At 63.6% G+C, this 15,106-nt stretch carries 8 protein-coding genes; 6 read left to right on the top strand and 2 right to left on the bottom strand.

The features are described 5' to 3' along the window. Positions 1 to 1,137, top strand: a 1,137-nt coding sequence (locus ACEN88_RS10430; RefSeq protein ID WP_413339381.1) for a hypothetical protein, incomplete at its 5' end; no start/stop codon positions are given. Positions 1,138 to 1,220: 83 nt separating this feature from the next. After that, positions 1,221 to 3,146, top strand: a complete 1,926-nt coding sequence (locus tag ACEN88_RS10435; protein ID WP_413339383.1) for a PQQ-binding-like beta-propeller repeat protein — start codon at positions 1,221 to 1,223, stop codon at positions 3,144 to 3,146. Positions 3,147 to 3,165: 19 nt separating this feature from the next. On the opposite strand, the gene ACEN88_RS10440 is transcribed toward ACEN88_RS10435, so the two are convergent. Together ACEN88_RS10440 and ACEN88_RS10445 are read right to left on the bottom strand one after the other, a co-directional pair. Continuing rightward, positions 3,166 to 4,776, bottom strand: coding sequence for a diguanylate cyclase (locus ACEN88_RS10440; RefSeq protein ID WP_413339385.1), 1,611 nt, complete (start codon positions 4,774 to 4,776; stop codon positions 3,166 to 3,168). 146 nt (positions 4,777 to 4,922) lie between these two features. Beyond that, on the bottom strand, positions 4,923 to 6,401 hold the full coding sequence (locus tag ACEN88_RS10445; protein WP_413339387.1) for an esterase: 1,479 nt from the start codon (positions 6,399 to 6,401) through the stop codon (positions 4,923 to 4,925). 473 nt (positions 6,402 to 6,874) lie between these two features. Here ACEN88_RS10445 and ACEN88_RS10450 point away from each other — a divergent pair, with 473 nt between their 5' ends. The 4 genes from ACEN88_RS10450 to ACEN88_RS10465 all read left to right on the top strand — a co-directional run. Beyond that, positions 6,875 to 8,095, top strand: coding sequence for a 3-oxoacyl-[acyl-carrier-protein] synthase III C-terminal domain-containing protein (locus tag ACEN88_RS10450; RefSeq protein WP_413339389.1), 1,221 nt, complete (start codon positions 6,875 to 6,877; stop codon positions 8,093 to 8,095). Between the two features lie 1,016 nt (positions 8,096 to 9,111). Further along, positions 9,112 to 9,897, top strand: coding sequence for a GAF domain-containing protein (locus tag ACEN88_RS10455; RefSeq protein WP_413339391.1), 786 nt, complete (start codon positions 9,112 to 9,114; stop codon positions 9,895 to 9,897). Between the two features lie 57 nt (positions 9,898 to 9,954). Beyond that, positions 9,955 to 10,767: an AMP-binding protein gene (locus ACEN88_RS10460; RefSeq protein WP_413339393.1), complete on the top strand. Its 813-nt coding sequence runs from the start codon at positions 9,955 to 9,957 to the stop codon at positions 10,765 to 10,767. Positions 10,768 to 10,941: 174 nt separating this feature from the next. After that, positions 10,942 to 15,106, top strand: a 4,165-nt coding sequence (locus ACEN88_RS10465) for a beta-ketoacyl synthase N-terminal-like domain-containing protein (RefSeq protein ID WP_413339394.1), incomplete at its 3' end; no start/stop codon positions are given.

The raw sequence follows: 15,106 nt of genomic DNA on the forward strand, positions 1-15,106 counted from the left end.
GCGCTGCGCCGCGCCAAGCCGCCGCTGCCCTTCCCCGGCGCGCCCACGTTGCTGGACGGCTGGATCCTGTACGGTGCCGGCAACAACATGAACGAACCGGCCACGCCGCCGAACGATGCGGCGCCGAACGCCGGCACGAGCATGGGCGCGGCGCTGCAGACCATCGCGGCCGTGTGCGACACGCCCGAGCTGTCGCTGACACCGGAATCGGCCTTCGAGGATGCGACGACGGTGCAGGACATCGTCGACGCGGTCTCGAACGCCGTCAATCCGGGCGGCACGCCGCCGACCGTGAACTCGCCCAACGGCGACCGGCTGCTGCGCGAGATCCGGCGCGAATACTGGGTGGCGAAGCACGGCCGGCGCGACGCCCTGTGGTCGCTGCGGCGCGCGCTGGGCGAAGCGCGTGAGCTCGTCTACATCGAAAGCGCCCAGTTCGCGCCCACGGCCGCCGACAACGGCGGCATGCCGGCCCACATGCTCGACCTGGCCCAGGTGATCATCGACCGCATGACGGATCACCGCGACCTGCGCGTGGTGGTGGCGCTGCCGTGGGACACCGATTTCGCGCACAGCGGCCCGCCGATGAACTTCGAGACCTTCGTGCAGCAGGCGATCGGGGCGCGCAAGGCGCTCGTCTCGACATTCCCGGGCATCATCAGCGACCGGCTGGCCGTGTTCCATCCGCTCGGCTTTCCCGGCCGCGCGACCGCGATCCGCAGTGCGGTGGTGATCGTCGACGACGTGTATTCCCTCGTCGGCACGAGCCACTTCCGGCGGCGCGGCATGACGTTCGACGGCGCCGCCGACCTGGTCTCGTTCGACCGCGCGATCGAGGACGGCTATTCGAAGAAGCTGCGCCAGTTGCGGCGGGCGCTGATGGCCACGCGGCTGGGCGTGCCCGTCGGGACGGGGCCGGCCAATGCGACCGCGGAATGGGCGGCGCTGGAGCTGCCGCGCACTGCGTTCGGCGTCGTGCGCAATCTGCTCGGGGAAGGCGGCGCGGGACTGATCCAGCCGCTGTGGGAAGGCTATAACCCGGATGTGATGCCGGCTACCGTGGACGAAGCCGACCCGGACGGTGTAGATGGGGCGACGCTATTGGCGACGCTGGGAAGTTTTTTGGCCAAGGCGTGATGGCGTAGTTACATATATTTACACCCGAAAACGTTTCCAGATTAAAATGTCGTTTTTGCAATCATTCTAGTCAAGGAAATGTAATGAAGGTAGATGTGCGAGGTTTGCTCGCGTGCGCGCTCGCGTTCACGCTGGCCGCATGCGGCGGCGGCGGCTCGGGAGGTGGCGGCGGGTCCGGTTCCGGGACCAGCAATCCGGACGGGGCCTGGCTTACGTTCGATCCGGCGGCACCGACCGTCAGCCAGTACGAAGGAGAAAGCATGCCCGTATCGGTGACGGCGACGTCGAGCCGCACCTTTGCCCAGTCCTTCAACATCGGCATCATCGACACGAAAGGCGTGGTCACGACCGATGTATCGGTGTCGGGCGCCTCGGCGATGTCCTATGTCGCCACGCTCCGTACCGCCCCGAACCTCAGCGCCGGCACCCATACCACCTCGCTGGAGGTGCGCGTGTGCGAGGATGCACCGCTCACCTGTGCCAAACCGTTCCCCGGGTCGCCCTGGCACGTGCCCCTGACGGTGCAGGTCAAATCCAGGACCGATGCGGCGGCGCGCCTGACCCTGTCGGTGCCTAGCCTAAGCGTGACGACCTATCCCGGCGAGGCGACCACCGTCACCTTCGAAGCACAACTGGACAAGGAACTCGCGAGGCGCGTCGCCAGTATCGGCGTATTCGATCCCGCCAGCCTCACCGTGACCCCGCCCGACCAGATGACGCTCGCGCCGGACGGCCATTACGTGTTCACGCTCTCGACCGCCACCAGCAACGCCCTCGCGGTGGGCACGTACAACAGTAACCTGCAGTTGCGCATGTGCGATGACGACGTACGCACCTGCCAACGCCCCGTGGCCGGCTCGCCGTGGACGCTGCCGCTCACCGTGAACGTGAAGTCGCCAACCAATCTGTCCGCGCTCGCCCCGGTGAACGGGCTGGGCAGCTGGACGACGTACCAGGGCAACGCGGCCCATACGGGATTTGTCGACGCCAGCCTCGATCCCGCCACGTTCACGCGCCGCTGGCAGCTGTCCAGTGCGGTCAATTCCGAGAGCAGATACGCATCGACGGCCATCGACAACGGACGGGTATTCATCGTCCGCCAGGGCGTGAACACGCAATGGGAACTGCTGGCGATCTCCGAGGACTCGGGCACGATCGCATGGAACGTCGAGCTCACCAACCTGAACCACGTAAACCCGCCGGCAGCGGCGAACGGCCGTGTCTACGTCACATCCACCGGGCACGAGGACACCTATCTGTGGGTCTATTCCCAGGCGACGGGCGCGCTGCTCAAGCAAACCGCGATGAGCTCGCAATGGAGTAATTACTCGGCCCCTACCGTAGTCGGCACCGACGTGTACTCGATCGACGGTTACTACGGCGGCCTCGCCAAATATGCCGACCAGGAGGGCAAGTTCGCCTGGACGGTCCCCTCGACGGTCGAGGAAGGCTGGAGCCCGGCCACCGATGGCCGTTTCGTCTACACGTACAGTACACCCGACAACATCCTGAAGGTGTTCGACGCCGCCGACGGCGGCAGCGCCTATGCCATCGGCGCGCCCTACCCGTACAGCACCTATTTCACGGCCGCCCCGGTGGTCCTGACCGGTACGGGACAGGCGATCGTCGCGTCCGGACAGTTGATGGCGTTCGACCTGGCCACCCACACGCGCGCGTGGGTGCTGGACGGCTACACATTCGGCATGGCCGCCTACGGTAACGGCACCGTGTACGCATTCGGCGCGAACGGCCGCACACTCGAGGCACACGCACCGGCGAACGGAAACCTGTTGTGGACTGTCGACCTGGGCAACAATGACTTCTCGAACGTCATCGTGACGCGCAACCTTGCCTTCGTGAGTTCGTCCACCGCGACGCAGGCGGTCGACCTGAACACGCGCAAGGTGGTGTGGACCTATCCGCAGGGCGGCAACCTGGCGATCTCGCAGCGCGGGGTCTTGTATATCCTGACGAGCGCCGGCAAGCTGGCGGCGGTCAACCTGCGCTGACGCGCAGCCGCGGGCAACGTCAGCCGAGCGACAAGGGCCGAGGATTCGAAACGCACCCAGCCGCCGCGCAGACCTGGTTCCTGCCCGCGGCCTTGGCCGCATACAACGCCGCGTCGGCTGCGGCCAGCAGGGTCGCCTCGTCGCGGCCGTGCAGCGGAAACAGCGCGACGCCCGCCGAGAACGACCTGCCGACATCGGCGCCGTTGGACGCGAAACGCAGGGCGGAAAACGCGACCCGCAATTCGTTGATGCGTTCGATGGCCAGGTCGAGCGTCACGTCGCGCATGATGACGACGAACTCTTCGCCGCCGTACCGGCATGGCGAATCGGTCGGCCTGACCTGTTGCCGGAGCAAAGCGCCGAGCGCGCGCAGCATCGCGTCGCCGAGCGCATGGCCGTGCACGTCGTTGACCGTCTTGAAGTGATCGACGTCGATCAGGACGACCGCGAACGAGCCCTGGGTCCGCGCGCTGCACGTCAATTCGCGCGCCAGCGCGTCCGTCAGGTAGAGGCGGTTGTACAGCCCCGTCAAGGGATCGCGAATGACCTGCTCCTGCAACTGCGCCTGCATCGACTGGATGGTGTCCAGCTGGGCCTTGAGCTGCGCGTTCGCCTGCTCGAGGGCGAGCGACGTCGTCCGCGCTTCGGTGACGTCGCGTACGATCAGGACGGCGCCGATCGTGTTGCCGTCATCGTCGCCGATGGCGAACGTGCGCAGTTCGAGATGCCGCGCACCGCCATGCACGAATTCCATCGTCGTCGGGGCATTGCCGAGGCGGGCCACGTGTTCATCCAGCTCGGCCAGCTGTTCGCCGAGCAGGCGGCCCGGCTTGACCGGCTGGCCGATGTCGAACATGCGCCGGAGCGCCGCATTGCTTTCGACGACACGCCGCTGGGCGTCGATCACGATGAAGCCGTCGGTGATGGCCGAGCCGATCTTTTCACGCGCCACGGCGACGAGATCGAACAGGCCGCGGCGGAAGATCGCCAGCGACACCAGGATGCCGCTCGCGACCATGCCGATCGGGGTGGGATCGAGATCCGGCGGGGACACGCCCGCGATGAACGTCACGTTGCAGATGATCGGGACGAGCAGTGCGCCCAGCAGGATGCGCGTCTGCCGCCGCACGTGCCGCGATCCCCGGTCGTACGCGGCCACGAGGGCAAGCACCGACTTCGCGACCACTACGTAGCTGTACAACGAATGGACCCAGAACAGGGGGCCCATCCGGAAAATGCTGTCCGTGGACTCGCCGCGCCAGGTCCCGAAGCACAGGTCGTGCAGTGGCGACAGCGCGGCTGCGACCACGACGCCAGGCACGATGGCCAGCGCCAGGAGCCGCGACCGGGGCCATTTGTTCGTGCCGCGCGTGTAGCTCAGCACGAAGACCAGCGTGAGCGGCGCGATCGCGACGACGGCCGGGAAGATGACGCGCATCCGCAGGAACATCCCGTCGTCCGGCCACAGGCGCGCGAACGGCAGCGCGTAGCAGGTCAGCCACCAGGCCGCGCTCAGCTGCATGGCCAGCAGCGCTGGCGCTCCGGGGGCGTGACGGCGGGTCCAGGCGACTGAGGCCAGGAACAGCGCCGTCACGGCACCGGCCAGCAGGAGGAAGTTAAAGATTTGCATGATCGCGCGGATGAGCAGGTGCCTATATTAGCATCGGCTTACGACATGTTTCTTTGTGGAACTATGTTTTGTCACCCGCGAACAACATCACGAGCTGTCACGCAGCGACGCGGCCGCCGAAGCGGCCAGCGTCGCCGCCGCGGGCCCTACAGCCAACCTTTGAGGGTCATCTGGTCGGCTACATACTTGGCGATCAACGAATGCTCGAACGGCGTCGGATAAACGCCGTCGGCAAACATGAAATGACTGACGTCGCCACCGATCGTATTACTGGCATTGCACACAAGCGAATTCAGGACGGCGCCGAGCGCGTTGGGGCCGCAAGCCGGCGTGGTGACGCTGGTCAGGCCGAAGGATTTCGAGTCGGCAGCGTGGGCACGGCTGACGCTCGCGACGTCGATCAACAGGACGCCGGCCTGACCGGCCAGGTCAGCCTTGAGCCTGTCGTTGAAAGCGGTGACCATCGTCTTGATCAGTGCCTGGGACGACGCAGGCTGCGCTAGCGCGAATGGGCTGATCGTCAGGTCTGGAAGGTTATTGACCACGACATATTTCGCGCCCTTCCCGACGATGCTGGTCTTGACCAGTGCAGCGAGGTCGGCCGCGGCGCTTGTCATGGCGGCCACGACACGCGGGCCGTTTGCGTCGGCATAGTCGGCGCCGGCCTTCGCCGCGGCACTGGCAGCAATCGGGGCCGCGGCGGCCTTGGCGTCAGCCGTCGCCGTGGCGATCATCTGGGGTATGAGGAACGGCCAGTCGGGCGTCGTGCCGCCCGGTTGGGGCTGGGGATCGCCCGGATGCGGCAGCGAGGCCGCCACCAGGACCAGCGCCAGGCTGTCGGGGGTGTGGTTCGGGTTCGCGAGCTCGGCAATCAATGCATCGGACGCTCGCAATGCATTCACGGAATTCAGGCCGGCCTTGAGCAACTGGCCGGTGAGCGAGAGCGCAAACACGCTCCTTGCCACCCTGTCGCCGGCCTCCTTGCCGGCAGCTTCGCCGGCTGCAGTCGCATCCGCCTTCAACTTGTCCAGTTCAGCAAGCGCATCCGCGCTGCCGGCCATGACGACGACGATTTCGTCGCCCTTGAACTTCCCACCGCTGGCGGCGAGATGGTTCGCGACCTGGGCCGCGACGGGGAGCGTCAGCAGTCCCAGCGCGGATCCGGTCTGCTTGTTGCCGGGCCCCACCGGGTTGCTCACGCGGGCGCCTCCCTGGGCATAGGCGAAACAACCGCCGTGGTTGGTAACCGGTATGGAAAAACCCTTGGCGGCGTCGCCTTCCAGCCCGGTCTGGGCCGCGCACGGTGCCGGCAGTTTCAACTGGCTCGCCAGGACTTCGGTCCAGTTCTTCCCATCCAGGGCCGGGCTCACCGTCGTATTGTTTCCATTGATCGTGTATTTACCGCCGCCCAATGCCTGAATGCCCCCGACCGCATAGCTGCCGACGTCGACCAGGCTGTCGCCGAACGTCACCTGGGCAGCGAATGTCGGTTTCGCGGTGCCGCTTCCGCCCGGGGTGGAGCCCACCGAGCCGGCATCCGTGGTCGTATTGCTGGAATCGCCGCCGCCGCAGCCGGAAACGACTGCCATGACGAACAGTGCAAGTGAAAGATTGATTTGTCGCATTATTTTTTCCCCAATAAAAGTTGATAATGAGAATTTTCAGAAGAAAAATTTACAACGCTCACTCTTGCACGTTCAATCTTGCTAAGGTTTTGGTTTGATCAATGATTGGCCGAAATTGCTGCGATCGCAATACAACGCATACCGCGTCGTCGCCCCGGCCCGCCATCCCCGTTGTCCCTCTGAACGGCACGCGCATGAACCGAAGCGCGGCGCCTCCGCCGAGTCCGGAAAACCGTTGTTCAAGCCCCACATTTTGCGTCGCACAACACAAAACCGACCGAGCGTTGGATGACCCGATACTTTTGCAAGCAACATTTTTTGATCCTGGGTTATTTCTTTTCAAAACATCCCATGGCTGAGCTTTGAGTCGGATCAACGAAATCGCATACGCGTCCTTATGCAGCGGACTTGGCGATAAGCTGAGGCCTGGACCTGATCAATGCGTTATCCCCCGAGAGCAGAAGGAGGCCATGATGAATACAGATGTCAATCCGGTGTTGGTCGATTTCAAACCCATACAGGTCTCCAAACCGGTGTCGCAACGTTTCGCGCTGGAGCTATCGGCATTCGGCCTTGCCCGTGGCTATTGCAAGGTGCACGGTATCGAGACCAAGGACGGCAAGCGCCAGGCGTTGGCCGACATGAGAAGTCGATTCGCGAAATACGCGGTCTCGTCCGACCAGATCAGGCAGCGGCAGCTGGTCTTCTTTCCAAAAGTGACCGATATCCGCATTTCCGATGGTGACGTGGTGCTGGCAGAACCCACGCAGGAGCATCTGCGCCTGTTCGCCGGCCCCGACGATACGAAGGGGGCCGACCTGAAAACCCGCCACCTCAGCTATGAAAGAATCGTGAACGACTGCGTCACGGACATGTACTGCGATACGATGACCGGACCGGACGACCTGATCCATGTGACCAGTTCCGGCTACCTGGCACCCAGCCCGGTGGAACGGGTGGTCGCACACAAGGAATGGTTCGATACCGCTGTAACCCATTGCTACCATAAACACTGCTATGGAGCGTTTCCCGCGATCAAAATGGCGCACGGCTTCCTGTCCTCGTCGCTTACCGGTGCCGCTCCACCCAAACGGCGGATCGATATCGTCCATACCGAGCTCCTGTCCGGTCATCACAACATCGAGGACAGCGGTATCGAAAACATCATCGCCATGACATTGTTTGCTGACGGCTTCATCAAGTATTCGGCGTGCTCCGAGAGTTACGCGCGCGAGCACGGCCTGCGGGGCTTGCGCATCCTCGCCCTGAACGAGCAACTCCTGCCCGACGCCGCCGATGCGATCACAATGATGCCGACCGACCACCAGTTCCAGGTGACCCTGTCTGTCATGGTGCCGGTTGTGATCAAGCGGCATGTCTACGCTTTTGCCACCGACCTGATGCGCAGGATCGGCATGGACTTCGAGCGCGACAAGGACTCGATGATGTTCGCGATCCACCCGGGGGGGCCGAAAATCGTCGAGCATGTCCAGAACGAACTGCGCCTGCGCGAAGATCAGGTCTCGTTCAGCAAGTCGGTCTTTCATGAAAACGGCAACATGTCCTCTGCGACCATTCCGCACATAATGAAAGCGATTCTGGACGAAAAAGCCATCCGGCCAGGAACGCGCGTGCTGTGCCTGGGTTTTGGACCTGGGTTGACGGTGTCCGGCCTGATACTGGAGAAAGTCTGAGTCCGGAGGAATAAGGAGACGTCACCTATCCTGTCTCCTTATTCCGGTAAAAAGGCCAAGCGCACCTCCACGGTATCGGCGATCGCCGCGCCACTTCAACCGCTACGCGCGGCGGTCGAAGGCCGCGAGAACCCACACCAGACCGCCAGCTGCTTCATACCATGGTGCCGTGCCGACCGGGCGCCACCAGCGCGCATCTGTGGCGGGTCCGCACGGACCATCCCCCCGTTCGCTTATCCAGGTGCGCAGCTTCCCGTAACGATGGACGTGCCCGATCCCTGCCCCGCCGATGTCCTTGCCGCGGCGGCCCGGCATTGACGATCGAAAGCGATCGGTCATCAAGGCACAACCCACTTCCACGTTCGCGTCCACGAATGAGCAATTTCCCGAAACACTGCCCGCAAGGCCGAATTCAACGATCCCATGCTTCATCCGGGCAAAGCGCAATTCACAAGGTCGGCCGGTTCATTCGGATAATTTCAATTCTTTAAACTTAGATTCCTTGAATCATTAAACGGCCTGGATGGAATGGCATATCCGGATTTGCGCTTTTTGGCAAGCTCTGCATTACCTGAAACCAGTCATCGACCCGCCCCCATCAAGTCATCTCCGAATGCATGGTGCGTCGCAGCAAAAATAGTTATATTCTTCCGCCTTATTACCAACACGACGCACCAAAGTTGTGCTTTCACGACATGTCCTGGAATATCGCGCCGCCGTCTCTTTACGCGCGGCCGAGCTTATCCGCCGGTTTGACTGCAATCAAACAGCCACATTCGACAGGTGATAATGTCTAATTAAGGTTTATGGCAATGATTACACGCGCACGCACTGGATTCGACAATCATACGCACGACATATGAGTGTAGTTAGCAGGAATCACCAGAATAACTATTGCCAGCCGGCACGAATTCAATTAACGACAGTAATCACGCCCCACGTCATTCACCATCGAAAACATAATAATCATCAGGATGTATAAGTCGGATGCTGAATAATCTTATGAGGATGCCATGATGCTGAGTGATAAGACCGCTTCCCGGTTAAGGGAAGAATTCTCTCGCTTCTCGCCCGAAGGGAGCATGAAGGAGTGTCTCGATGCCCTGTCGGAGGTCATTGCCCGAATACTCTCCGCGAAAGGCTGCAGCATCTTGATCCTGGCCGAGTGCGATCTTTCGCAGACGCCACTCGATAGCGGGCCTCAATTCGGTCCACTGCCCGAGCTGCTGGCGAATCAGAAACCCGTGATCTATGCAGCGACCGTCAGCGAGACCTCCGCCGATCCGGAGCGCGCCTATGATGTCCACGGCACTACCGAAAGCATGGTATCCGCGATTGTTTTACAAGGAAAAATCGTTGGAGTCATCCATGCATCACTCTCATTGCAGCCGGGCGGATTCAAAGAAGAAGACCTGCAACTTTTCAGTGTTCTCACACCGCTGGTGACGAAGTCCATTCAGGTGATCCAACTGCAGAATATTCTCAACTCGAGATTTGCCCAATTGGCGATCGCCCAATCCAATGACTCGGCAGTCAAGCAGTTAATGAATGGGATCATGCAAAATCCGAACCAGTTCGCGCGCATGCTGGCCCGCGCTTTCTATCGCGAGATGCTGCATACCGGCCTCAGTGTCAATCAGATCATTTTCGTGGCCACGGAACTGATTTCGGAACTCAGCAACAGCCTGAAGAAACGCAGCGTCAAGCACAAAAAACAAACAGGAGAATTGCCGCTCGCCGCCCCCATGCCAGTGCAAGTCGCACCAGAACAACTCGTGCCAGAACATGCCATCAAGCAATGAAAGAGCCGTCCTGTAGAGTCGTGAACCAACCGCCCACGGAATGACCGGGAGAGAGAAATGCACGTTGGACTGGAACTCGCAAGAATACCGGCCCGGGGTAATATTTCATTATTCCTCGATGACGACACTTTGTATACTGCACCGCAATATAGAAGTGAATTAGACATCCTCAGAAAATTATGCAGGGCACTGCATCCATCGGATTACGGATGCGTGACGATAAATAATCTGCATTCACTTCCCTTGCAGCGCCGCTTTGAAGTGAATGCCCAGACATTCCCTGGTGCGCCTGCAGTCAAGGCAGGCAACCAGCTGCTGACCTATGGTGAGCTCGACCATCAGGCCGACGAACTCGCACTGTATTTGCAGCGTCGTGGCCTGCACGCGGGATGCTTCTGTATCGTCAGACTCGAACCTTCGATCGCCGAGGTGCGCGCAATCCTGGCGATCCTGAAAGCCGGGGCGGCTTACGTGAAGTTCGATCCCGGCCTCGGCCCACAGCTCGAAGCAGCGGTGTTCGATGTCCTCGAGCCTCCGTTCCTATTCGTGCCCGTCACCGAAGCACTGCGCCCGGAGGCCGGCAGGCTGCAGGTGGTGGGTTGCGACGACGGACCGATGCATTTGCCCCATGGCTGGCCGGACGAGGCCAGGGTCGACGCGCGCACGCCGGCATGTGCGCTGGTGTATCGCGAGCCCGGCGGCGGCGTCTGCATATCAATGCGCACCCATCAATCGTTGGCATTTCCGGCCCGGGTACCTGCCAGGTCCCGCCGTTCCACGGGCGGCCGATCTTCACGCGTCCGCCATGATCCAACGAATTTCTGGCAGGTATTTTCCAAAGGGGCGTTGATGGTCATCCCTCATGCCTGAGCGGGCGGTCAACCGCCTATTTGAAGAGACACCGTGGAGATCCTCATGAATGCGTCAAACGCGGTAAAAACTGAACTACCAACGATTATCGCGCTCAGCCCGCAATTCCGGCTGGCGCCGCAGATTGCCATCGCAGCGAGCCGCGCGGGCGCGCTTGGTATCCTCGACCTCGGCATCAGGACGCCACCTGCCGACATGGCGGCGGCCGTTGCCGAAGTCGTACGTTGGTCGAGTCAGGCGACGAATTGGGGACTCCGATTCGACCTGCTCCAGGCCAGGCATGACGTCCTCAACCACCTGGCGGGGGATATCGGCCTCGAAACACGCGCGCCCGTCCTGCAGTTGGCTGGCGTGCGTTCCGGGGACCTTCGTGCCGCAGCCAGGACCGGGCGCAAAATCGCCCGCGCCGTCCTGCTGGAAGCATGCGATCTTGCCGAGGCCCAGGCGGCGCAGGACGCGGGCTTCGACGGGGTGGTCCTCAAAGGCAATGAGGCGGGAGGCCACGTGTGCCGCCGCTCGGCGTTCATGCTGACGCAGGAGTGCGCGGGAAAGCTGGCAATTCCTTACTGGATCCAGGGCGGTATCGGTCCGCACACGGCGGCGGCCGTCATGCTGGCTGGCGCACGCGGTGTCGTCATCGGCGAACAGCTCTGGCAGACGGCCGAAGCACCCTGCCCGCCCGCGAATATCGCGTGGTCAGGGATCGACGGCAGCGAGACTGCGCTGGTCGGCAGCGAAGACACGCCTTATCGCTGCTTCAGCCGGAGTGGACGCGTCCGCCAGCGCGAGATCGAACGCATGGTTGCACAGGGCGAGGAATGGCAGGACGCCCTGTTGAACGGCTTGCTCGACGCCGGGGACCCGATCATCCCGGCGGGGGCCGACATCGGTCTCGCGGAGCCCCTCGGAACGCGCTTCGGTACGGTCGGCCGCATCGTCACTGCGATCCGGGACGCCATCGAAAACCGGCTGCGGCAGGCGCACACCCTGCAGGCACTGCAGCCCGACGGCCCGCTCGCACGATCCCACGGCACGCGCTTCCCGATCGCCCAGGGCCCGATGACGCGCGTGAGCGACGTCGCGCCATTCGCGAGGGATGTCGCCGCGGCGGGCGCTTTGCCATTCGTCGCTCTCGCGGTGCTGCGCGGTCCCGAGGTCGCCGCCCTCCTGCGCACGACCCGCGAACTGATGGGCACGATGCCCTGGGGCGTGGGCATCCTGGGATTCGTACCGCGCGAGCTACGCGAGGAACAGCTGGCGGTGCTGCGCGAGATCAGGCCGCCGTTCGCGATCATCGCCGGCGGCCGTCCGGGCCAGGCCCGCGAGCTCGAAGAACTCGGCACGGTCACCTATCTGCACGTCCCGTCACCCGGCTTGTTGCGCAGTTTTCTCGGGAGCGGCATGCGGCGCTTCGTGTTCGAAGGCAGCGAATGCGGCGGGCACACGGGCCCGCGCAGCAGCTTCGTGCTGTGGGAACAAGCGGTCGGCATCCTGGCCAGCGCGGACATCAAGGATCCGGAGGCCGTGCACGTCCTGTTTGCCGGCGGCGTTCATGACGCGTTATCGGCGGCAATGGTCGCGCTGATTGCCGCACCACTGAGCGCGCGGGGCATGAAGGTCGGTGTGCTGATGGGTACCGCGTACCTGTTCACCCACGAGATCGTTGCAAGCGGTGCGATCGTCGGGGAATTCCAGCGCCAGGCCATGCAGTGCAAGGAGACCGCGTTGCTGCAGTCGGGCGTCGGTATCTACACCCGCTGCGCCAGGACCGCATTCTGCGACGAATTCGAGGCGCTGCGGCGCCAGCTCGTCCTGGAAAGCAAGTCAGACGAAGACACACTGATGGCGCTCGAGCTCATGAACATCGGCCGTCTGCGCATCGCCTCGAAAGGCGTGGCGCGCAACGGCGATCCGGATGTGCCTGCAAGCCAGCGCTACATTACCCTCGACGAAGACGCACAACGACGCGACGGACTGTACATGCTGGGCGATGTCGCGCGGCTGCGTGACGAGACCTGCAGCCTGGCGGAGCTGCACGACGCCGTATCCGGTGCGAGCATGCGGCTCCTGCAGGAACACGTGCCGCGCAACGAAGACGCCGAGCCCGCGGCAGCCAGCGAACCGATCGCCATCATCGGCATGGCAGCGCATTTTCCCAAGGCACAGGGGCTGCAGGCCTATTGGCACAACATCATGCGCGCACTCGACGCCATCCGGGAAGTGAGTGACGACCGCTGGCCGGCCGCCCAGTTGTTCGAGGCGCGCCGCGGCGTCGCCGACAAAGTGTATTCGAAATGGGGGGGATTCCTGGACGACATGCCGTTCGACCCCCAGCGCTACGGTATCGCACCGGCAACGCTCGGTTCGATCGAGCCGGCCCAGCTGCTTACGCTCGAAGTCGCCCGCCAGGCGCTCGAGGATGCGCGCCTGGACCAGCGGCCCTTCGCACGCGACCGCACGGCATGCATCGTGGCCGTCGGCGGCATGAACGACCTGGGCACGCTCTACAACCTGCGTACCGTACTGCCGCTGTATCTCGCACGGGTGGAGTCGCTGTCCCAGGAAACCCGCGATCACATCATCGATACGCTGTTCGACAAGGAGTTGCCGAAGTGGACCGAGGACAGTTTTCCCGGCATTCTCGGCAACGTCATCGCAGGACGGGTGGCCAACCGGCTCGATCTCGGCGGCAGCAACTTCACGGTCGACGCGGCCTGCGCATCCTCGCTCGCCGCGCTCGAAGTCGGTTTCAGGCAGCTGCGCGACGGCCAGGCCGACGTGGCGCTCGTGGCCGGCGTCGATTGCACGAATAGCGCACTGGGGTTCATGTGCTTCGCCCAGACGCACGCATTGTCGCCGCGCGGACGTTCGCGCCCATTCGACGAAAGCGCCGACGGGATCGCAATCAGCGAAGGCGTGGGGGCGATCGTGCTCAAGCGCCTCAGCGATGCCGAGCGTGACGGCGACCGCATCTATGCGCTCATCAACGGCGTCGGCAGCGCGAGCGACGGCCGCCACCGCAGCCTGACTGCCCCACATCCGCCAGGCCAGGTTGCAGCACTCGAGCGCGCCTACAGGGACGCCGGCGTCGACCCGCACCTCGTTACGCTGATCGAAGCGCACGGCACGGGTACCGCGCTCGGCGACAAGTCGGAAATCGCCGCGCTCACGACCGTGATGGGTTCGGCGCCGGCGCCCGCGTGTGCGATCGGCTCCGTCAAGTCCATGATCGGACACACCAAGGTCACGGCCGGCATCGCGGGCCTGATCAAGGCGTCCCTCGCGCTCCATCACCGCGTCCTGCCGCCCACGCTCGGCGTAGAGCGGCCAGTGGCGGGGCTCGCTGCACCGGGCTCCTTCCTTTATGTCAACAGCGAACCGCGCCCCTGGCTCCATGCCGGCCGCACCCACCCGCGCTACTGCGGCGTCAGCGCCTTCGGGTTTGGCGGCACGAATTTCCACGCGGTGTTATCCGAGTACGCCAATGCGTACCGGCCGACCGACAGGACCAGCCTGCAGCCCCGCAACGTCGAGCTGTTCGCGTTTACCGGCGCCAGCCGCGCCGACATCGAACAAGCGGTCAAGGACCTGCTCGAGCAACTGCAGCGCGCGCCTCAAGTCGACCTGGCGCAACTGGCCTTTTCGCTGTACCGCGAGCAGCACGTGCTGCGCCGCGCGAACGGCGGCCAGCCGTGCCGCCTGGTCGTCGTGGCCAGCTCCGTCGACGATCTGCGCCGCAGGCTGGCGCACGCGCTGGCGCAGTTCGATTCGAGGACACCCATCCATCCGGCGAGCGGCCTGCATTACCGCGAGAGCACCGAGGCACCCGGCGGCGTTTGCTTCCTGTTTCCAGGCCAGGGGGCGCAGCGCATCAACATGTTGCGCGATCTCGTCACGGACTTGCCCGCGCTGCACGCCTGCTTCGCCCAGCCGGCAACGAACGATCCCGGCCAGCCCGCCATCGCCGACTATATCTATCCGCGACCGGCGTTCGACGACGCCGAACGCAATGCCCAGCAACAAGCCCTGAACGCCACCGAGGTCGCGCAGCCGGCGCTCGGCATGGTCAACATGGCCGCGTTCGACGTTCTTACCAGTTATGGCTTGCGTCCCGATTTCGTTGCCGGGCACAGCTATGGCGAATATGTCGCGCTCTGCGCGGCCGGCGCGATCACGCGTGAGGCCTTGCTGCACCTGTCGCTCGCCCGCGGTCGCCTCGCGACGAGCGCCCCGGCCGGGGGCCGGGGGCGGGGGGGTTTTGACATAACCGCGCCCCCGCGGCGGGGCGAGCGGGGGGGTGGGGGGGGGGGGGGGGGGAAAAAAAAAGGGGGGGGGGGGG

The sequence above is a fragment of the Massilia sp. CT11-108 genome (assembly GCF_047302915.1).
GTDB classification, from domain to species: Bacteria; Pseudomonadota; Gammaproteobacteria; order Burkholderiales; family Burkholderiaceae_D; genus Telluria; species Telluria orientalis.

Bases quoted from the DNA above. Each gene is read 5' to 3' on its own strand.
- ACEN88_RS10435 (WP_413339383.1), top strand. From the start codon at position 1,221: ATGAAGGTAGATGTGCGAGGTTTGCTCGCGTGCGCGCTCGCGTTCACG.
- ACEN88_RS10440 (WP_413339385.1), bottom strand. From the start codon at position 4,776: ATGCAAATCTTTAACTTCCTCCTGCTGGCCGGTGCCGTGACGGCGCTG.
- ACEN88_RS10445 (WP_413339387.1), bottom strand. From the start codon at position 6,401: ATGCGACAAATCAATCTTTCACTTGCACTGTTCGTCATGGCAGTCGTT.
- ACEN88_RS10450 (WP_413339389.1), top strand. From the start codon at position 6,875: ATGAATACAGATGTCAATCCGGTGTTGGTCGATTTCAAACCCATACAG.
- ACEN88_RS10455 (WP_413339391.1), top strand. From the start codon at position 9,112: ATGCTGAGTGATAAGACCGCTTCCCGGTTAAGGGAAGAATTCTCTCGC.
- ACEN88_RS10460 (WP_413339393.1), top strand. From the start codon at position 9,955: ATGCACGTTGGACTGGAACTCGCAAGAATACCGGCCCGGGGTAATATT.